Origin of the sequence: Mycobacterium parascrofulaceum ATCC BAA-614 (genome assembly GCF_000164135.1) — a bacterium.
Lineage (GTDB): Bacteria > Actinomycetota > Actinomycetes > Mycobacteriales > Mycobacteriaceae > Mycobacterium > Mycobacterium parascrofulaceum.
The window spans coordinates 1731310-1749374 of sequence record NZ_GG770553.1; the positions used below are offsets into that span (position 1 = coordinate 1731310).

The 18065-nt window shown below is 69.6% G+C and carries 17 protein-coding genes; 7 read left to right on the forward strand and 10 right to left on the reverse strand.

Annotated elements, in window-relative coordinates; all coding sequences use genetic code 11:
* Positions 1 to 130: 130 nt before the first annotated feature.
* Positions 131 to 2596, forward strand: coding sequence for a serine/threonine-protein kinase PknD (locus HMPREF0591_RS08145; RefSeq protein WP_244268858.1), 2466 nt, complete (start codon positions 131 to 133; stop codon positions 2594 to 2596).
* A gap of 231 nt (positions 2597 to 2827) precedes the next feature.
* On the opposite strand, the gene HMPREF0591_RS08150 is transcribed toward HMPREF0591_RS08145, so the two are convergent.
* Genes HMPREF0591_RS08150 through sdhC form a run of 4 tightly spaced genes read right to left on the reverse strand, consistent with a single transcriptional unit; the run spans position 2828 to position 6222 of the window.
* Positions 2828 to 3658: a succinate dehydrogenase iron-sulfur subunit gene (locus HMPREF0591_RS08150; protein WP_007167999.1), complete on the reverse strand. Its 831-nt coding sequence runs from the start codon at positions 3656 to 3658 to the stop codon at positions 2828 to 2830.
* Positions 3658 to 5412, reverse strand: a complete 1755-nt coding sequence (gene sdhA, locus HMPREF0591_RS08155) for a succinate dehydrogenase flavoprotein subunit (RefSeq protein ID WP_007168000.1) — start codon at positions 5410 to 5412, stop codon at positions 3658 to 3660. Before sdhA ends, HMPREF0591_RS08150 begins: the two co-directional genes overlap by 1 nt.
* Before the next feature lie 4 nt (positions 5413 to 5416).
* Positions 5417 to 5887, reverse strand: a complete 471-nt coding sequence (locus tag HMPREF0591_RS08160) for a succinate dehydrogenase hydrophobic membrane anchor subunit (RefSeq protein WP_007168001.1) — start codon at positions 5885 to 5887, stop codon at positions 5417 to 5419.
* Positions 5887 to 6222, reverse strand: a complete 336-nt coding sequence (sdhC, locus tag HMPREF0591_RS08165; RefSeq protein WP_040621407.1) for a succinate dehydrogenase, cytochrome b556 subunit — start codon at positions 6220 to 6222, stop codon at positions 5887 to 5889. The genes HMPREF0591_RS08160 and sdhC overlap by 1 nt, the downstream gene beginning before the upstream one ends.
* A gap of 241 nt (positions 6223 to 6463) precedes the next feature.
* Here sdhC and HMPREF0591_RS08170 point away from each other — a divergent pair, with 241 nt between their 5' ends.
* Genes HMPREF0591_RS08170 through HMPREF0591_RS08180 form a run of 3 tightly spaced genes read left to right on the forward strand, consistent with a single transcriptional unit; the run spans position 6464 to position 9245 of the window.
* On the forward strand, positions 6464 to 6862 hold the full coding sequence (locus HMPREF0591_RS08170; protein WP_040621410.1) for a cytidine deaminase: 399 nt from the start codon (positions 6464 to 6466) through the stop codon (positions 6860 to 6862).
* Entirely contained in the window at positions 6859 to 8157 is a 1299-nt protein-coding gene (locus HMPREF0591_RS08175) for a thymidine phosphorylase (protein ID WP_007168004.1), read from the forward strand. Before HMPREF0591_RS08170 ends, HMPREF0591_RS08175 begins: the two co-directional genes overlap by 4 nt.
* Positions 8157 to 9245 (forward strand): adenosine deaminase, encoded by a 1089-nt coding sequence (locus HMPREF0591_RS08180; RefSeq protein WP_007168005.1) that lies wholly within the window; start codon positions 8157 to 8159, stop codon positions 9243 to 9245. Before HMPREF0591_RS08175 ends, HMPREF0591_RS08180 begins: the two co-directional genes overlap by 1 nt.
* A 42-nt stretch (positions 9246 to 9287) precedes the next feature.
* Here the strand turns inward: HMPREF0591_RS08180 and HMPREF0591_RS08185 are convergent, their stop codons facing one another.
* Positions 9288 to 9572, reverse strand: coding sequence for a GlsB/YeaQ/YmgE family stress response membrane protein (locus HMPREF0591_RS08185; protein ID WP_007168006.1), 285 nt, complete (start codon positions 9570 to 9572; stop codon positions 9288 to 9290).
* A 93-nt stretch (positions 9573 to 9665) separates the two neighbouring features.
* Positions 9666 to 10337: a GntR family transcriptional regulator gene (locus HMPREF0591_RS08190; protein ID WP_007168007.1), complete on the reverse strand. Its 672-nt coding sequence runs from the start codon at positions 10335 to 10337 to the stop codon at positions 9666 to 9668.
* Between the two features lie 166 nt (positions 10338 to 10503).
* Between HMPREF0591_RS08190 and HMPREF0591_RS08195 the strand changes: the two genes are divergently transcribed.
* Both HMPREF0591_RS08195 and HMPREF0591_RS08200 read left to right on the forward strand, forming a co-directional pair.
* Complete coding sequence (locus tag HMPREF0591_RS08195; RefSeq protein WP_007168008.1) at positions 10504 to 11532, forward strand: hypothetical protein; 1029 nt, start codon at positions 10504 to 10506, stop codon at positions 11530 to 11532.
* A gap of 48 nt (positions 11533 to 11580) precedes the next feature.
* Complete coding sequence (locus HMPREF0591_RS08200; protein WP_007168009.1) at positions 11581 to 12588, forward strand: VWA domain-containing protein; 1008 nt, start codon at positions 11581 to 11583, stop codon at positions 12586 to 12588.
* 3 nt (positions 12589 to 12591) lie between these two features.
* Here HMPREF0591_RS08200 and HMPREF0591_RS08205 read toward each other — a convergent pair whose 3' ends face one another.
* The 3 genes from HMPREF0591_RS08205 to HMPREF0591_RS08215 are packed head-to-tail and all read right to left on the reverse strand — an operon-like array spanning position 12592 to position 15872.
* Positions 12592 to 13575: a VWA domain-containing protein gene (locus HMPREF0591_RS08205; RefSeq protein WP_007168010.1), complete on the reverse strand. Its 984-nt coding sequence runs from the start codon at positions 13573 to 13575 to the stop codon at positions 12592 to 12594.
* A 53-nt stretch (positions 13576 to 13628) separates the two neighbouring features.
* A complete protein-coding gene (gene satS / locus HMPREF0591_RS08210) occupies positions 13629 to 14939 on the reverse strand; it encodes a protein export chaperone SatS (RefSeq protein ID WP_007168011.1) in 1311 nt (436 codons plus the stop codon).
* Between the two features lie 42 nt (positions 14940 to 14981).
* Positions 14982 to 15872, reverse strand: coding sequence for an alkaline phosphatase family protein (locus HMPREF0591_RS08215; RefSeq protein WP_482804402.1), 891 nt, complete (start codon positions 15870 to 15872; stop codon positions 14982 to 14984).
* A 105-nt stretch (positions 15873 to 15977) separates the two neighbouring features.
* Here HMPREF0591_RS08215 and upp point away from each other — a divergent pair, with 105 nt between their 5' ends.
* Positions 15978 to 16601, forward strand: a complete 624-nt coding sequence (upp, locus tag HMPREF0591_RS08220) for a uracil phosphoribosyltransferase (RefSeq protein ID WP_040621414.1) — start codon at positions 15978 to 15980, stop codon at positions 16599 to 16601.
* A gap of 4 nt (positions 16602 to 16605) precedes the next feature.
* On the opposite strand, the gene HMPREF0591_RS08225 is transcribed toward upp, so the two are convergent.
* Positions 16606 to 18065, reverse strand: a 1460-nt coding sequence (locus HMPREF0591_RS08225; protein WP_007168014.1) for a phospho-sugar mutase, incomplete at its 5' end; no start/stop codon positions are given.

Sequence of the window (18065 nt, forward strand, 5' to 3'; positions counted from 1 at the left end):
CACCACTTCGTGTGCTCAAAGGAGGCCTGCGGTGGACGAGGTGGGGGGCGAAGTCTTCGGGCGCTATCGGCTGTTCGAGGTGCTCCGATCTGGCGGCACCGGCATCGTATACAGAGCCTACGACACGATGATGGGCCGCGGGGTGGCCATCAAGGTGCTCCCGCCGGAGTTGGCCGCCGAGCCCGGTCGCCGGGAGCGGTTCCTGCGTGAGGTCTCCGCCGCAGCACAACTGAGCGACCCGAATCTCATCCCGATCTATGAGGCCGGCGAGATCGACGGCCGGCACTATCTGGTGATGCCCGCCGTCCCCGACGGCAGCACCGTGCAAGACCTGCTACGCCGCGAGGGCCCGACGAACCCGGCGGTGGCGGTGCGGGTGATCGTGCAGGCGGCCTCGGCGCTGGAAGCCGCACACGTCGCCGGTCTGGTTCACGGCGACGTCAATACCTCGAACTTGTTGGTGGGCGGCCCTTTTGTGTACCTGATCGATTTCGGCGCGACGCCGACCGCCACCGATACCGCCGACGCCCGCACCGACATCTACGCCCTGACCGCAGTACTTTACGAATGCCTGACCGGTCAGACCGCCGTCGTAGGAGACCTTGGCCCGCCCAAACCTACCGACATCGACCCGGCGATCCCGCCGGGCTTCGACAACGTGATCGCGCGCGGCATGGCCAAAGACCCCGACGACCGTTATCAGACCGCCCGCGAGTTGGCCGCCGCCACGCATAACGCGCTCACCGCCGAGAGCCCTGCCGCTTCGGGAGCGGCGCCGACGAAGGCAGTGGAGTTCGGTCGCTATCGGCTCTTCGAAAAGCTCGGTCAGGGCAATATGGGCGCGGTTTATCGGGCTCACGACACTGCGCTGGGACGGGATGTGGCGATCAAATTGCTCCAGCCGGAACTGGCTGCCGAGCCGGGCTATCAGGAGAGATTTCGCCGCGAGGCCTACGCTGCTGCCCGGCTGGCCAGCCCGAACATCATCCCTGTCTACGAGATCGGTGAGTACGACGGGCGCCTGTATCTGGTGATGCCGATCGTCGACGGCGTCGATCTGAACAAGGTCCTCAAAACCGATGGAGCGATGAGTCCGCAGCAGGCAGTGCGGGTGGTCGAACAGGTTGCCGCGGCGCTGGATGCGGCGCACAAGTCGGGGCTGGTGCACCGCGATGTGAAGCCGTCGAACCTGTTGATGGTCGGCGAAGGCTTTGTATATCTGATTGATTTCGGACTGGTTCACGAGGCCGATGCCACTCGCCTGACGCTCACGAACGTCGCCCCGGGAAGTCCGGCGTACATGGCCCCGGAACGCTTCGGTGGTGGCAAAGTCGTCGACGCCCGTGCCGATGTGTACTCGCTTGCCTGTGTGCTGTACGAATGCCTCACCGGGCGCGTGCCGTTCAGCGGTGGCGGCGTGGAGGGGTTGACCGCCGCGCACCGCAACGACGCTCCGCCCAAACCCAGCGGCTTCGATCCCGCGATACCCGTCGGGTTCGACGCGGTGATCGCGCGGGGGATGGCGAAGGAACCCGACGACCGCTACCAATCGGCACACGAACTGGCGGTGGCCGCCCGCGCGGCCCTCGCCGACGACTTCGTCGCTCACGCTGCGCCGTCGCCCTCCGCCAACGACGCCGCACTCTCGGCGAAAGGCGGCCGGCCCGAGAACCCGTCCCCCCCGCGCACCCCGCGCCAAAGACTTGGCCGCGCCGGAGTTCTGACCCTCGCCACGGTGGTGGTCGTCGCCGTAGTCGGTGGTGTCGCGTTATTGCGAGTCACCAGAGGGTCTCCGTTCCATTCGGCGAAACCCAAGGGCCAGGTCGTGCTGCCGTTCACCGGTCTCGACAACCCCCAGCGCGTCGCGGTCGATTCGAAAGGCGACGTCTACGTCACCGACACGGGCAACAACCGGGTGCTGAGACTGGCCGCGGGTTCGACCAGCCAGACCGTGATACCGATAGCCGGGCTGGACCGGCCCCTCGATATCGCGGTCGACGACGCGGGCGACCTCGACGTCACCGAGCCCGCGCAGCACCGGGTGCTGGAGCTGGCGGCGGGATCGACCGACCCGACCGTGCTGCCGTTCACCGATCTCGGCGATCCCACGGGTGTGGCGGTCGATTTCGGCGACTCCGGCCACGACCGTGTCGTCGTTGTCACCGACTGCGCGCGCAACCGGGTGGTGGCGCTGCGCGGGCGTTCGACCCAGCAGAAGGAACTGCCGTTCAGCGGCCTGTCGTGTCCTTCGGCCGTGACGGTGGGTGGCGCCGGCGACTTCTTCGTCATCGATCGCGAAAATGAGCGGGTGCTGAGACTGCCGCTGAGGGGGACGGTTCCGACCGTGCTGCCCTTCCTGGTCGGACACCCGGACAATGTGGCCGTCGACACCAGCGGAAACGTCTATGTGACCGACGTTCACGACAATCGCGTCACGGAGTTTGCCGCCGCCTCCAACACGTCAGAAGCGATGCCGTTCAAGGGAATCAACAATCCGCAGGGCATCAGCGTCGACAGCGCCGGGAATGTCTACGTGGTCGACACGGGCAACAACCGGGTGCTGAAGCTTCCGGCTGGGGTTCCGTCAACGCGATGATCGAGTCCTCTTGGGGCAGAATGCAAACCGAGCTAGTCAACCGTGGACGATGGAACGCCGGGATCGAGTTGGCCAGCGCGATCGTCGACGCCCCAGAGATCTTCCACAACCGCCGCCATCGCCACAACTGCCCGCCAGCGTCACGCTGGCGTGACGCTCGGCGCCTCGCGCCACGCTGGCGTGACGCTCGGTGGCGAGGGGTGGGCGTGAGGCGGCGAGGCCCGCAGCGGCTCAGCGGGTGAACATCAGCGCGCGCTTGACCTCTTGGATCGCCTTGGTGACCTGGATGCCGCGCGGGCAGGCTTCGGTGCAGTTGAACGTGGTGCGGCACCGCCACACGCCGTCCACCTCGTTGAGGATGTCGAGGCGCTCGGCGGCGGCCTCGTCGCGGCTGTCGAAGATGAAGCGGTGCGCGTTGACGATAGCCGCCGGGCCGTAGTAGCTGCCCTCGTGCCAGAACACCGGGCAGCTGGTGGTGCAGGCCGCGCACAGGATGCACTTGGTGGTGTCGTCGTAGCGGGCGCGGTCGGTGGGGCTCTGGATGCGTTCGCGCGTGGGCGGATTGCCGGTGGTGACCAGGTACGGCTTGACCGCGCGGTAGGCGTCGAAGAACGGCTCCATGTTGACCACCAGGTCCTTCTCGACCGGCAGCCCACGGATCGGTTCCACCGTGATGGTGAGTTGCTTGCCCGCCTTCTTTGGCAGCAGGTCGCGCATCAGCACCTTGCAGGCCAGCCGGTTCACGCCGTTGATCCGCATGGCGTCCGAGCCGCACACCCCGTGGGCGCAGGAGCGCCGGAAGGTCAGCGTGCCGTCCAGGTAGCTCTTGATGTAGATCAACAGGTTGAGCAGCCGGTCGCTGGGCAGGCAGGGCACCCGAAAACTTTGCCAGCCACCGGTTTCCGCGATTGCGTCGGGCTGGTCGGGGTTGAACCGGGCGATCTTGAGGGTCACCAGCACCGCGCCCTCGGGGACGGGCGGCTGGGTGTCCCTCCCGCTTGCGGGGGCCGGCGGCTCCACGCGGGGTGCCGCTGCGGGTTCGACGGCCTCGCCTGCAGTCATCAGTACTTCCGTTCCTTCGGTTCGTAGCGGGTCTGCACGACGGGCTTGAAGTCCAGCGCGATGTCGCTGAGCAGGTCGGTGCCCTGCTTGTATGCCATCGTGTGGCGCATGTAGTTGACGTCGTCGCGGTTCGGGTAGTCCTCGCGGGCGTGCCCGCCGCGGGACTCCTTGCGGTTCAGCGCGCCGACCACGGTCACCTCGGCCAGCTCCAGCAGGAAGCCCAGCTCGATGGCCTCCAGCAGGTCGCTGTTGAAACGCTTTCCCTTGTCGTGCACGGTGATTCGGGAATACCGCTCCTTCAGCGCGTGGATGTCCGTCAAGGCTTGCTTCAGCGTCTCCTCCGTGCGGAACACCGCGGCGTTGTTGTCCATCGACTGCTGCAGCGCGTTGCGGATGTCGGCCACCCGCTCGTTGCCGTGCTCGGAGAGGATGTCGCCCACCCAGCCGACGACCATCGCCGCCGGGTCCGGCGGCATGTCGACGAAGTCGTGCACGTCGGCGAAGTCCGCGGCGGCGATGCCGGCGCGGCGGCCGAAGACGTTGATGTCCAGCAGCGAGTTGGTGCCCAGCCGGTTGGCGCCGTGCACCGACACGCACGCGCACTCGCCCGCCGCATACAGGCCCGGCACCGTGGAGGTGTTGTCCCGCAACACCTGTCCGGTGACGGTGGTGGGGATGCCGCCCATCACGTAGTGGCACGTCGGGTACACCGGGACCAGCTCGTGCACCGGGTCGACGCCCAGGTAGGTGCGGGCGAACTCGGTGATGTCGGGCAGCTTGGCCTCGAGCACGTCCTCGCCCAGGTGGCGCACGTCGATGTAGACGTAGTCCTTGTGCGGGCCGGCTCCGCGGCCCTCCAGCACCTCCAAAACCATTGAGCGGGCCACGATGTCGCGGGGCGCCAGGTCGACGATGGTCGGCGCGTAGCGCTCCATGAACCGCTCGCCCTCGCCGTTGAGCAGCCGCCCGCCCTCACCGCGCACGGCCTCGGAGATCAGGATGCCCAGCCCGGCCAGGCCGGTGGGGTGGAACTGGTGGAATTCCATGTCCTCCAACGGCAGTCCCTTGCGGAACACGATGCCGATGCCGTCGCCGGTCAGGGTGTGTGCGTTGGAGGTGGTCTTGTACATCCGGCCCGAGCCGCCGGTCGCCAGCACCACGGCCTTGGCATGGAAGACGTGGATCTCACCGGTGGCCAGCTCGTAGGCCACCACGCCGGTGGCCACCGGGCCGCGCGGGGTCTCCGTCAAAACCAGGTCCAGCGCGTAGAACTCGTTGAAGAATTGCACGTCGTGCTTGACGCAGTTCTGGTAAAGGGTCTGCAGGATCATGTGGCCGGTGCGGTCGGCGGCATAACAGGCCCGGCGCACCGGCGCCTTGCCGTGTTCGCGGGTGTGCCCGCCGAACCGGCGCTGGTCGATCCGGCCCTCGGGGGTGCGGTTGAACGGCATCCCCATCTTCTCCAGGTCCAGCACCGCGTCGATGGCTTCTTTGCACATGATCTCCACCGCGTCCTGGTCGGCGAGGTAGTCGCCGCCCTTGACGGTGTCGAAGGTGTGCCATTCCCAGTTGTCGTCCTCGACGTTGGCCAGCGCCGCGCACATCCCGCCCTGGGCGGCGCCGGTGTGGCTGCGGGTGGGGTAGAGCTTGGTCAGCACCGCCGTGCGCACGCGCGGGCCGGCTTCCACGGCCGCCCGCATGCCGGCCCCGCCGGCGCCGACGATCACCACGTCGTATCGGTGTTGCTGGATCACCCGGTCACCCCCCGATGTTCGGGTCGAATGTCACCAGCACGTAGGTGCCCAGCACCAACGTGAATCCCATCGACAGCAGCAGCAGGCTGTTCAGCCAGAACCGGGTGCTGTCCTTGCGGCTGTAGTCGTCGATGATGGTGCGCAGGCCGTTACCGCCGTGCAGCTGCGCCAGCCACAACAGCGCGAGGTCCCAGAACTGCCAGAACGGCGAGGCCCAGCGCTGCGCCACGTAGTTGAAGTCGATCCGGTACACGCCGTCGTCCCACATCAGCATGATGAACAGGTGCCCGACGGCCAGGACGATGAGCGCGACGCCGGAGAACCGCATGAACAGCCAGGCGAACTTCTCGAAGTTGGGGATGCCGGCCCGGCGCCGCGGCGAACGCGGGTTGTCCAGGCTGGCCGGCCGGTCGTGGCTGCGCTGGCGCACCGGGGCCACCTGGCCCCGGCCGAGCTGCAGGTCGGGGGAGCTCATCAGAAGTGCTCCATGATGTGGATGCCGGTCACCACGCCGGCCGGAACCATGAGCAGCAAGAAGACGACGCCGACGATCCAGAACATCAGCTTCTGGTAGCGGGTGCCCTCGGACCAGAAGTCGATGAGGATGACCCGGATGCCGTTGAGTCCGTGGAAGAGCACCGCGGCCACCAGCCCATACTCCATCAGGCCGACCACCGGGGTCTGGTAGTCGTGGATTACCGCGTTGTAGGTCTGCGGGCTCACCCGCAGCATCGCGGCGTCCAGCACGTGGACGAACAGGAAGAAGAAGATCGTCGCGCCGCTGATGCGGTGCAACACCCACGACCACATGCCCGGGTCGCCCCGATACAGGGTCCGGGGCGGTCGCCGCTTGCGCGCTGGCGCAGCCGTCGTTGCCGGATCCGCGGTTGTCGCCTGCGTGGTCACCCAGTCCTCACCGCCTTCTGACATCGGAGGGCAATTCAGCCTAACCCGCCCGGGGGACGGCCCGCGCCGAGCGGGCCGCCAGGCGAAACGCCATGCCGGGGTTAGGGTGACAGTCTCACGGGCCCAAAGGCGAACGGGGTTGGGTATGCCTGATGTCGATTGGAACACGCTGCGCCACAAGGCAATCGGCGCCGCCTCGGGTGCCTACGCGCCGTACTCGCGGTTCCCGGTGGGGGCGGCCGCGCTGGTCGACGACGGGCGGGTGGTCACCGGCTGCAATGTGGAGAACATCTCATATGGCCTAGGTCTCTGTGCCGAATGCGGCGTGGTGTGTGCCCTGCACACCAGCGGCGGCGGCCGGCTGATCGCGCTGACCTGCGTCGACGGGCAGGGGGCCCCGCTGATGCCGTGCGGGCGATGCCGCCAGCTGCTGCTCGAGCACGGCGGCCCCGAGCTGCTGATCGACCACCCGGCCGGGCCGCGGCGCCTCGGCGAGCTGCTGCCCGACGCCTTCTGGGCCGACCTGCCACGGGAACCCCGTTGACCGGCTGTGAATTCCACGCGGCCTTCGACGCGCCGACGGTGATCCGGACCAAGCGCGACGGCGGCCGGCTGTCCGACGCCGCCATCGCGTGGGTGATCGACGCCTACACCCACGGCCGGGTCGCCGAGGAACAGATGTCGGCGCTGCTGATGGCGATCTTCCTGCGCGGCATGGACGACGGCGAGACCGCCAGCTGGACCGCGGCGATGCTGGCGTCCGGTGACCGGCTCGACTTTCGCGACCTGCCGTTGCCGACCGTGGACAAGCACTCGACGGGCGGGGTGGGGGACAAGCTCACCCTGCCGCTGGTGGCCGTCGTCGCCGCCTGCGGCGCCGCGGTGCCCCAGGCGTCGGGGCGGGGGCTCGGCCACACCGGCGGCACCCTGGACAAGCTCGAGTCCATCGCCGGGTTCACCGCGGCGCTGTCCAACCGGCGGGTGCGGGAGCAGCTCCGCGACGTCGGCGCGGCCATCTTCGCCGCCGGCGAGCTGGCCCCGGCCGACGCCAAGCTGTACGCGTTGCGCGACGTCACCGCCACCGTCGAGTCGCTGCCGCTGATCGCCAGCTCGGTGATGAGCAAGAAGCTGGCCGAGGGGACCGGGGCGCTGGTGCTCGACGTGAAGGTCGGCTCGGGCGCGCTGCTGAGCACCGCGGAGCGGTGCCGCGAACTGGCCCACACCATGGTCGGGCTGGGCGCGGCCCACGGCGTGCCCACCCGCGCGCTGCTGACCGACATGAACGCGCCGCTGGGGTCGACCGTCGGCAACTCCCTCGAGGTCGCCGAGTCGCTGGACGTGCTGGCCGGCGGCGGGCCGCCCGACGTCGTCGAGCTGACGGTGCGGCTGGCCGGCGAGATGCTCGAGCTGGCCGGCGCCGACGGCCGGGACCCGGCCGAGACCCTGCGCGACGGCACCGCGATGGACCGGTTTCGGCGTCTCGTCGCCGCTCAGGGCGGCGATTTGTCGGTTCCGTTGCCGATCGGAGCGCACTCCGAGACCGTGACCGCTTCCCGGGGCGGCACAATGGGCGATATCGACGCGATGGCAGTGGGGCAGGCGGCTTGGCGGCTCGGTGCGGGCAGGTCCCGTCCGGGCGAACGAGTGCAGGCCGGCGCCGGTATCCGGATCCACCGCCGCCCCGGCGAGGCCGTCGCGGCGGGGGAGCCGCTGTTCACCCTCTACACCGACACCCCGGAGCGGTTCGGCGCCGCGCTGGCCGAACTGGACGGCGGCTACCGCGTCGGCGACGCACCACCGGCCGCGCGGCCGCTGATCATCGATCGGATCGTCACGTGATGACTCCCCTGGGCCTCGAGCAGATCAAGAAGGCGCCCAAGGCGCTGCTGCACGACCACCTCGACGGGGGGTTGCGCCCGTCGACCGTCGTGGACATCGCCGGCCAGACGGGCTACGACGGGCTGCCCACCACCGATGTCGACGAGCTGGCCACCTGGTTTCGCACCCGGTCGCACAGCGGCTCGCTGGAGCGCTACCTGGAGCCCTTCTCGCACACCGTGGCGGTGATGCAGACCCCCGACGCGCTGCATCGCGTCGCCTACGAGTGCGTGGAAGACCTGGCCGCCGATTCGGTCGTCTACGCCGAGATCCGGTTCGCGCCCGAGTTGCACATCGACCGCGGGCTGTCCTTCGACGCGATCGTCGACGCCGTGCTGGCCGGGTTGGCCGACGGCGAGAAGGCGTGCGCCGCCGCGGGCCGGCCGATCGTGGTGCGTCTGCTGGTCACCGCCATGCGGCACGCCGCGGTGTCCCGCGAGATCGCCGAGCTGGCAATCCGGTTCCGGGACAAGGGGGTTGTCGGTTTCGACATCGCCGGCGCCGAGGCGGGCAACCCGCCGACGCGGCACCTGGACGCCTTCGAGTACATGCGGGACCACAACGCGCGCTTCACCATTCACGCCGGTGAGGCCTTCGGGCTGCCGTCGATCCACGAGGCGATCGCGTTCTGTGGCGCCGATCGGCTGGGTCACGGGGTGCGCATCGTCGACGACATCGATGTGCTGGGCAACGGCGAAGTCAGACTGGGCCGGCTGGCATCCATCCTGCGGGACAAGAGAATTCCGTTGGAGTTGTGCCCCAGCTCCAACGTTCAGACCGGCGCGGTGAAGAGCATCGCGGACCATCCGTTCGACCTGCTGGCCCGCACCCGGTTCCGGGTGACCGTCAACACCGACAACCGGCTGATGAGCGATACCACGATGAGCCTGGAAATGTGCCGGCTGGTCGAGGCTTTCGGATACGGCTGGAGCGACCTCGAGCGGTTCACCATCAACGCGATGAAGTCGGCGTTCCTCCCGTTCGACGAGCGGTTGGCGATCATCGACGACGTGATCAAGCCGCGCTACGCCGTGCTGATCGCGGGCTGACGCCGCTCGCCCGAAAACCGGGCGAGCGGCGCAGCTTTGGGGTCAGCGGGGGAGGCGGGTGCGGGTGCGACGACCGGTCAGCGCCTCGTAGAGCGCGATGAGGACGATCGCGGCGCCGACTCCGATGAAGAACGGCACCCAGGCGATCCCGCCGTTGGCGTTGTGGTATCCGAATTGGCTGGCGACCGCCGAGCCGATCAACGCGCCCACGGCGCCGATGACGACCGTCATGATCATGCCGACGTTCTGTTTGCCCGGCATCACCAGGCGGGCGACCACGCCGATGATGGCGCCCACGATGATGGCGAGGATGATGGATCCGACCATTTCAGCTCCTGTCGTAACGGCTCCCACTGTGGGCGCCATCTGCGACAGGGATTTCCCCGAAACGACGGATCTCTAACACAATTCGCGCGGGAGTCAGATCAGGTCTGCGGCGAGTCCGATCGCCCGCACCGTGCCGGCCAGGTGCGTTTGCACCGCGCGCAGCGCCCGCTGGCCGTCGCCGTCCCGCAGCGCATCGGCGATCTCGCGGTGCTCGTCGAGGATCCTCGTCACCCGCTCGGGCTCGCGCAGCGCCGACTCGCCGATCATCCGCATCTGCCGATCCCGCAGTGACGCATAGAAATCCGACAGGATCGCGTTCCCCGATTCGGCGAGCGTGACGGCGTGGAAGGCGCGGTCGGCGTCGAGGAACTCGGGCCAATCGCCGCGGCCGACGGCGGCACGCTGCCGTCGCAGCTCGCCCTGCAGCCGCTGGAAAACCCCGGCGCACGCGGTCGGTCCGCGGCCCACCACCTTGGTGGCGGCGAACTGCTCGAGGACCAGCCGCGCCTCCATCACCGACCGGACCTCGTCGGGCGAGACGGGGACCACGAGGGCGCCGCGCTGCGGGTACAGCCGCAGCAGCCCCTCGGCCTCCAATCGCAAGAACGCCTCGCGCACCGGTGTGCGCGACATGCCGAGCGCCGCGGCGACGTCGCCCTCGCTGATCAGTTCCCCGCCCGGGAACGCGCCGGTGAGGACCCGCGTCTTGACGTAGTCCAGCGCGCGGTCCTTGGCCGTGCCCGGCCGCGGGTCCCTCGATGCCACGGCAGCCTTCCGGTAGCTCAGTCGTATCCCAGCAGTGTCGTATCCCAGCAGTGTGGTGACGGTACACCACCAAAATCATTGACAAAGCCACAACTGAGATACAAGATAGATACTAACTAGACATCAGACGCCGAGAGGCCCCCGAGCCGTGCGAAGGAGACGCGAAATGCCCGTGACCGAACCAGCCGTGACCCCGAACCTGGACCCGACGATCCCCGCGCCGGCGGTCAACGTCGCCGAGTACGGGTTCGAGGGCCGGTTCCAGGACTGGGCGCAGGACGCCGAGTACTTCGAGTACTCCAAGGCCGCCAACCCCATCGGCTCCGGCCTCGTCCCGCCGATGCCGATTACCCGGTTCGACGCGGATGTCTACACCGACGCGCCGACCGGGGTGATCCCGCTGGACCTGTCCAAGGAGCTGGGCGTCGAGACCGGGGCGGCGACCAGCCCGGCGCTGCTGGCCAACTTCCTGCGGATCCGTCCGGGCGAACAGGTCGACACCAGCGCCAACGCCACCTCGCAGCTGTACTACGTGCTCTACGGCCGCGGCTTCGCGGCGGTCAACGGCCAGCTGGTGGGATGGGAGAAGGGCGACTTCCTGACGCTGCCCGCGGGCACCCACTCGGTCTTCTACGCCGCCGCCGACACGGCCATGTACTGGGTGCACGACGAGCCGCTGATGCGCTACCTGGGCGCCGAGGCCACGCGGCCGAGGTTTCGCGCGACCAAGTTCCGGCGCACGGACGCGGTGGCCAAGCTGGAGGAGATCGCGTCGCGCCCGGGCGCCAACGAGAAGAGCCGGGTCAGCGTGCTGCTGGCCAACGCCAACCAGGAGCAGACGCTGACCATCACCCACGTGCTGTGGGCCATGTTCGGGGTGCTGCCCCCGAACCAGGTGCAGCGCCCGCACCGGCACCAGTCGGTGGCCCTGGACCTGATCCTGGACGCGCCGGCCAGCGGCTGCTACACCCTGCTGGGCACCCGCCTCGACGAGCGCGGCGACATCGTCGACCCCATCCGGGTGGACTGGCGGGCCGGTTGCGCCTTCACCACCCCGCCGGGCATGTGGCACGCCCACTACAACGAGACCGACGAGCCCGCCCACCTGATCCCGATCCAGGACGCCGGGCTGCAGACCCACCTGCGCAGCCTCGACATCAAGTTCACGCAGCGCCGCGACCTCGTCGCCGGCTGACCCGGCGGGCCGTGCACGGCCCACGTCCGGCGCATAGTGTGGCTGCACATGAAGTTGCCCCTGCTGGGTCCCGTGTCGGTCACCGGCTTCCAGAACGCCTGGTTCTTCCTGTTCCTGCTGGCCGTTCTGCTGATCCTGGGCATCTACGTCGTGCTGCAGTTCGCCCGCCGCCGTCGGGTGCTGCGGTTCGCCAACATGGAGGTGCTGGAGCGGGTCGCGCCGGCGCACCCCAGCCGGTGGCGGCACGTGCCGACGATCCTACTGGCCACGTCGCTGGTGCTGCTCACCACGGCGATGGCCGGGCCGACCTCCGACGTCCGCATCCCGCTGAACCGTGCGGTCGTCATGCTGGTCATCGACGTGTCGGAGTCCATGGCCGCCACCGACGTCCCGCCCGACCGGCTCACCGCCGCCAAGGAGGCCGGGAAGCAGTTCGCCGACGAGCTGACGCCGGCCATCAACCTGGGGCTGGTGGAGTTCGCGGCCAACGCCTCGCTGCTGGTCTCGCCGACCACCAACCGGGCCGCCGTCAAGGCGGCGATCGACAGCCTGAAGCCGGCCCCCAAGACCGCGACCGGCGAGGGCCTGTTCACCGCGCTGCAGGCGATCGCCACGGTCGGCTCGGTGATGGGCGGCGGCGACGGCCCGCCGCCGGCGCGCATCGTGCTCGAGTCCGACGGCGCCGAGAACGTGCCGCTGGACCCCAACGCCCCGCAGGGGGCATTCACCGCCGCCCGGGCCGCCAAGGCCGAGGGCGTGCAGATCTCGACGATCTCGTTCGGGACGCCATACGGCACCGTCGAGTACGAGGGCGCCACCATCCCGGTGCCCGTCGACGACCAGACGCTGCAGAAGATCTGCGAGATCACCGACGGCCAGGCGTTCCACGCCGACAGCCTGGAGTCGCTGAAGAACGTCTACTCGACCCTGCAGCGCCAGATCGGCTACGAAACCGTCAAGGGCGATGCCAGCCTGGCCTGGATGCTGCTGGGCACGGTCGCCATGGCCGGCGCCGTCCTGGCCGGCCTGTTCCTGAACCGCCGGCTGCCCGCCTGACGATCAGACCGGCAGCCGCCGGTTGATCACCAGCGCCAGCGCCGTCGCGATCAACGCGGTGAGGACGCCCAGCCGCAACCACCCGGCACTGCCCGGCCCCGGCACCGTGCGGTAGCCGATGTCCTTCTCGATGGCGTTGTAGCTCTTGTTGAGCTCGGCGAGGTTGCCGGCGGTGTAGGACTGCCCGCCCGAGAGCTTGGCGATCGTCTTCATCTGGTCGGTCGACACCGGGACGGCGACCCGCTGGCCGTCCATCTCGATCTCGCCGGTCTTGGTGCCGAACGAGATCGTCGAGATCGGCACGCCCTCGTCGCGGGCCAGCCGCGCCGCGGTGTAGACACCATCGTGCGGATCGCTGGGGTTGGACGGCTTGTTCTCCCTGCCGTCGGAGAGCAGCACGATGCGGGCCGGGGGCGGGGTGTCGCCCCCCGTGATGGCCGTCGCGCTGACCGCGTGCAGGGCGGTGAAAATGGCCTCACCGGTGGCCGTGCTGTCGGCGAAGTCCAGCTTCTTGAGCGCGTCGATGGTCGCCTGGTGCTGCGGGGTCGGCGGCACCAGCAGGTACGGCGTGCCCGCGAACCCGACCAGGCCGAGGTTGATGCCCGGCGTCAGCTGGGCGGCGAACTGGCTGGCCGCCTCCTCGGCGGCCTTGAGCCGGTTGGGCGGGACATCGGTCGCCCGCATCGACTGCGACATGTCGATGACCAGCACGACCACCGCGCGGTTGCGCGGGATGCGCATGTCGTGGGTGGGGGTGGCCAGCGCGATGGTCAGCAGCACCAGGCTCAGCAGCGAGACGGCGATCGGGAGGTGCCGGATCGGCGACTGCGGCACGCTGGACTCGGTGAACCGGCGCAGCCGGCGCCGGCGGCGGCCCTGGACCAGGATGTAGACCGCGAGCAGGGCCAGCGGCAACAAACCGAACAAGAGCATGCCCGGGCGTTGGAAGCCGTACAGCGGTAGCGGGCCGATCCCGGGAAGCGACACCCGCCAGTAAAGAGGAGACTCCGGGGCCCGTCAAACGCGGGGCTGTGCGGGCCCTACTCCCGCCGGAGCCGCCCGTCGACGAACTGTTCCAGGTTCTCCCATTCCCGTACCGCCTGCGCGTACGGGGCCGACGGCTTGCCGACCGAGCCGGGCTCGAGCACGTAGGCCACCAGCTTGCCCAGCGGCCGGCCCGGCTCGAGAGCCTTGTCGACCGTGCCCTCCTCCGAGTAGTCGCCGATGTCGCGGAGCAGCTCGACGGCGAGGTCCAGCTGTTCGCGGTCCACCGCGTCCGGCCCGTCGGCGATGTCGTCGGCCAGGCCGCTGAGCACGTAGACGTTGTCCTCGGTGACCTCGACCTCCAGCGAGCCGTCCGTGGCGGCGGTGCGGATGTCGTCGTAGGTGCTCAGGTCGGCCAGGTCGTGGTCGTGCTCGTCGGCGAGGTAGCGGGCCAGCGCCCGCTCGGAGCCGAACACGCTGATCCGCCCGTTGCGGCCCAGGAAGATCGGGCGGTCGTCCAGGTAGCACCGCAGCGTGTAGAAGGTGCCCGAACTCGTCATGATCCGGATCGGGTCGATGCCCACCTGCACCCAGAAATCCTCGTCGCTGCCCAGGATGACGGTGTCGCCCGCGGCGCGGGGCTCCTCGTCGTCCTCGGCCGCCACGGGTTCGTCGGACTCCGCCTCGGCCTCCGCGTCCGGTTCCTCGGCATTTTCGGTGTCCTCCGTGTCGTCGGCGTCCTCGGCGTCGCCGGTGTCCTCGTCCTCGCGCTCCTCGGCCAGCTCGTCGGCGGCCTTGGCCGACAGCTTGGCGTCCACCTCCGGGGTGGTGACGATGCCGTCGATCGCGCCGAGCACGTCGTCCCAGCCGCGCCCGATGATCTCGCCGATCGCGTTCCAGCGCTTGAGGCCGGCCTTGCCGGTGAAGTGGTCGATGCCGCCCGAGACGGTGCCCAGGGTGGGGTTGCCGTTGAAGAACTTCGACACCGCCGTGAGCTCGCACACCGACCCGAGGGACGAGACGAGCGCCAGCGTGCGGGCCAGCGCGGTCACCGACTCCTCGGTCGGCTTCTCCGACACCAGTTCCTCGACCGCGACCAGATCGAACTGCCTGTCCTCGGCCGGTTCGAACGTGTGCGCGTGCGCCGAGGTCAGGTCCTTCCACGCCGGGTGGTCGACCAGGTCGTTGTCGGTATCGGAGCGCACGAACGCGACCAGGTCGGCGAGGGAGTCGAAGACGAACAGGTCCTCGTCCTTGCCCAGGAACGCCTCCCACTCGTCGCCGGCGTCGCGCCAGCGGGGCGCCCACACGGTGTAGCGGTCGCCATCGGACAGGCTCAGGCGGATGGGCACGAGGTCAGCAGCCATGCGGCACACAATAGCGACGGCGGGCGGGGGCGCCCGGCGCGGCTAGCCCCAGATATCGGTGATCGGCGCCGCGCTCGCCGCGTAACCGGTTTTGGGCAGCCCGTACATCTGCTCGAGCGTGGAGAGCACGTTGTAGTGGTTGATCTGTTCGGCGTAGTTGCCCGGGATCACGTGCGCGCCGTAGAAGACCGTCGGGATCTGGTTGCGCCTTCCGCCGTCGTCCTCGTCGAACGTCACGATCAGCAGGCTGTTGTTGGCCACCGCCCAATTGGCGTAGCCCGACAGTTGCCGGTTCAGCCAGGTGTCGGCCTGCGCGATCGAGCCGTCGTGCATGTTGTTGTCGTTGTTGGGGATGACGAACGACACCGTGGGCAGGCCGGCGTAGTTGCCCATCGGGAAGGCGGAGAACGGCAGGGAGTCCGCCGGGGGCACGTTGGTGAAGTTGGCCCAGGGCACGTGCTTGCGCGCGTACTTGCCGGCGCTGCACACCGGTGAGCCGACGGCGGGCAGGCCCTCGGCGAAACCGGCGAACGTGTAACCCGCGGCGAGCAACTCCGACCCGAGGTTGGGCGCGGCGCCGGCGTTGACCGGGCACTGGTCGGTGGTCACGCCGAACGTGTTGCCGGCGAACAGCGCCAGGTAGTTCGGTTCGCTCGGGTGGGTTTCGGCGAACGACTGGGTCATGTTGGCGCCGCCCGCGGCCAGCGCGGTGATGAAGGGCGCCGACCTGTTGCCGATGATGCCGCTTTCGGAGCGGTTCTCCTCCACCACGATCACGATGTGCGCGGGCTGCGGAATGGCCGCCGCCACCAGGACGATCCGCGGATTCAGAGGGCCGGCCACCAGGCCCACCAAGGCCACCGCGCCGAGCAGCCCGAGGACTCGAATCACCCTGCCCGTCAACCCTGTTGAACCCGTGATTGCGCCCAGCACCACGAGAGCATACGGGCGCACGAGGCGCGCGGGCCGCGCCGACGCGGGCGGTTTCGGCGGGGCGTTAACGAAATGCGGCCGGATCGTTATATAGGGTCGAACACCGTGGAGGTGCGCGTTGTCGATCACCCGCTGGCGGCTGCCCGGCTCACGACGATGCGCGACGAACGCACCGACAACGAGGGTTTCCGCGCGGCGCTGCGCGACCTGACCGCGATGCTGGTCTACGAGGCCACCCGGGACGCCCCCCGAGAGAGCTTCCCGATCCGCACGCCGCTGGCCGAGACCCAGGGCGTGCGGCTGGCCGAGCCGCCCCTGCTGGTGCCGGTGCTGCGGGCCGGGCTCGGCATGGTCGACCAGGCGCTGGCGCTCTTGCCGCGGGCGCGGGTCGGATTCGCCGGGGTGGCCCGCAACGAGGAAACCCACCAGGCGACCGGATATTTCGAGTCGCTGCCCGACGAGCTGACCGGCCTGCCGGTGCTGGTGCTGGACCCGATGCTGGCCACGGGCGGCTCGCTGAAACACACCGTCGGCCTGCTGCTCGAGCGCGGCGCGACCGATATTACGGTGCTGTGCGCGGTGGCTGCACCGGAAGGCGTTGCCGCGCTTGAGAAAACGGCTCCCGCCGCGCGCCTGTTCACCGTGGCCGTCGACGACGGGCTCGACGACAACGCCTATATCGTGCCGGGCCTCGGCGACGCGGGCGACCGCCAATACGGGCCCCGGTAGCCGGCTACCAGCCGCTCGCCTCGGCCACCAGCCGGTCACGCAACGCCCCCGCCCGCCGCCGCGCCCGGGCCAGGCCACCGGTCACCGCGCAGCGAACCTCGATGTAGCACTTCAGCTTCGGTTCGGTCCCCGACGGCCGCACCACCAGCCGGACCGACGCGTCGTCGTCGCCGCCGGTGAGGATCAGCGCGTCGGTGATGTCGGTGACGCTCACGGCGACACCGGCCAGCGTTTCCGGTGGCGCCGCCCGCAGCCGGCGCATCAGTTCGGCGGCCTCGGCGGAGTCGGCGACGCGGCGCGACACCGCCGCGACGTCGTGCACGCCGTATTGTTGCGCGAGCCCGTCGAGCGCGTCGCCGACCGAACGGCCCCGGTCCTTGAGCGCGGCGACCAGATCGCACACCAGCACCGCCGCGCTGATGCCGTCCTTGTCGCGCACCGCGTCCGGGTCGACGCAGTGCCCGATCGCCTCCTCGTAGGCGTACACCAGGGTGCCGTCGGGGACCCGCGCGTCGGCGCGCGCCAGCCACTTGAAGCCGGTCAGGGTTTCGACGTGGGTGGCTCCGTGCCGGCGCGCGATCGCCGCCAGCATCCGCGAAGAGACCACGGTGCTGGCCACCACCGCCTTGCTGGGATCGGCGATTCCCGACAGGATGTAATCGCCTAGCAGCCAACCGGTTTCGTCGCCGGACAGCATTCGCCATCCCGAATCGGTCGGGATGCCGACCGCGCACCGGTCGGCGTCGGGATCCAGCGCGACCGCGACGTCGGCCGTGACGTCGGCGGCCAGGGCGAGCAGCGCGTCGGTGGCGCCGGGCTCCTCGGGATTGGGGAAGGCGACGGTGGGGAAGTCGGGATCCGGCGCGAACTGGGCGCCGACGGTGTGCACCCGCTCGAAGCCGGCGCGCTGCAGCGCCTCCACGGCCACGACGCCGCCGACGCCGTGCAGCGGGGTCAGCGCCACCCGTACCGAACCGGCGGCCCGCCGCAGCCCGGCCGCCCGCGCGACGTAGCGCTCGAGCAGATCGGTCGCGGCGGGTTCCACGGGCGACCTTGCGATTTCGTCGGCCGGGGGAGCGGCGGCCATCGCGGCCTCGATCTCGCGGTCGGTGGGGGAGACGATCTGGATGCCGCCGTCGGCGTAGACCTTGTAGCCGTTGTCGGCCGGCGGGTTGTGCGACGCGGTGATCTGTATCCCGGCGGCCGCGCCGGTGTGGCGGACGGCGAACGCGACCACCGGCGTCGGCACCGGGCCCGGCAGCAGCAGCACGGAAAACCCTTGGGCCGCAAGCACTTCGGCCGTGACAGTGGCAAACACGGCGGATCCGTGCCGCGAGTCGCGCCCGACGATCACGAGCGCGCCGGCCCCGCCGCGGCCGCGCAGCACCTGCGCCACCGCCCAGGTCGCGCGCGACACCACCGCCACGTTCATGGCGTCGGGGCCGCCGCGCACCGGACCGCGCA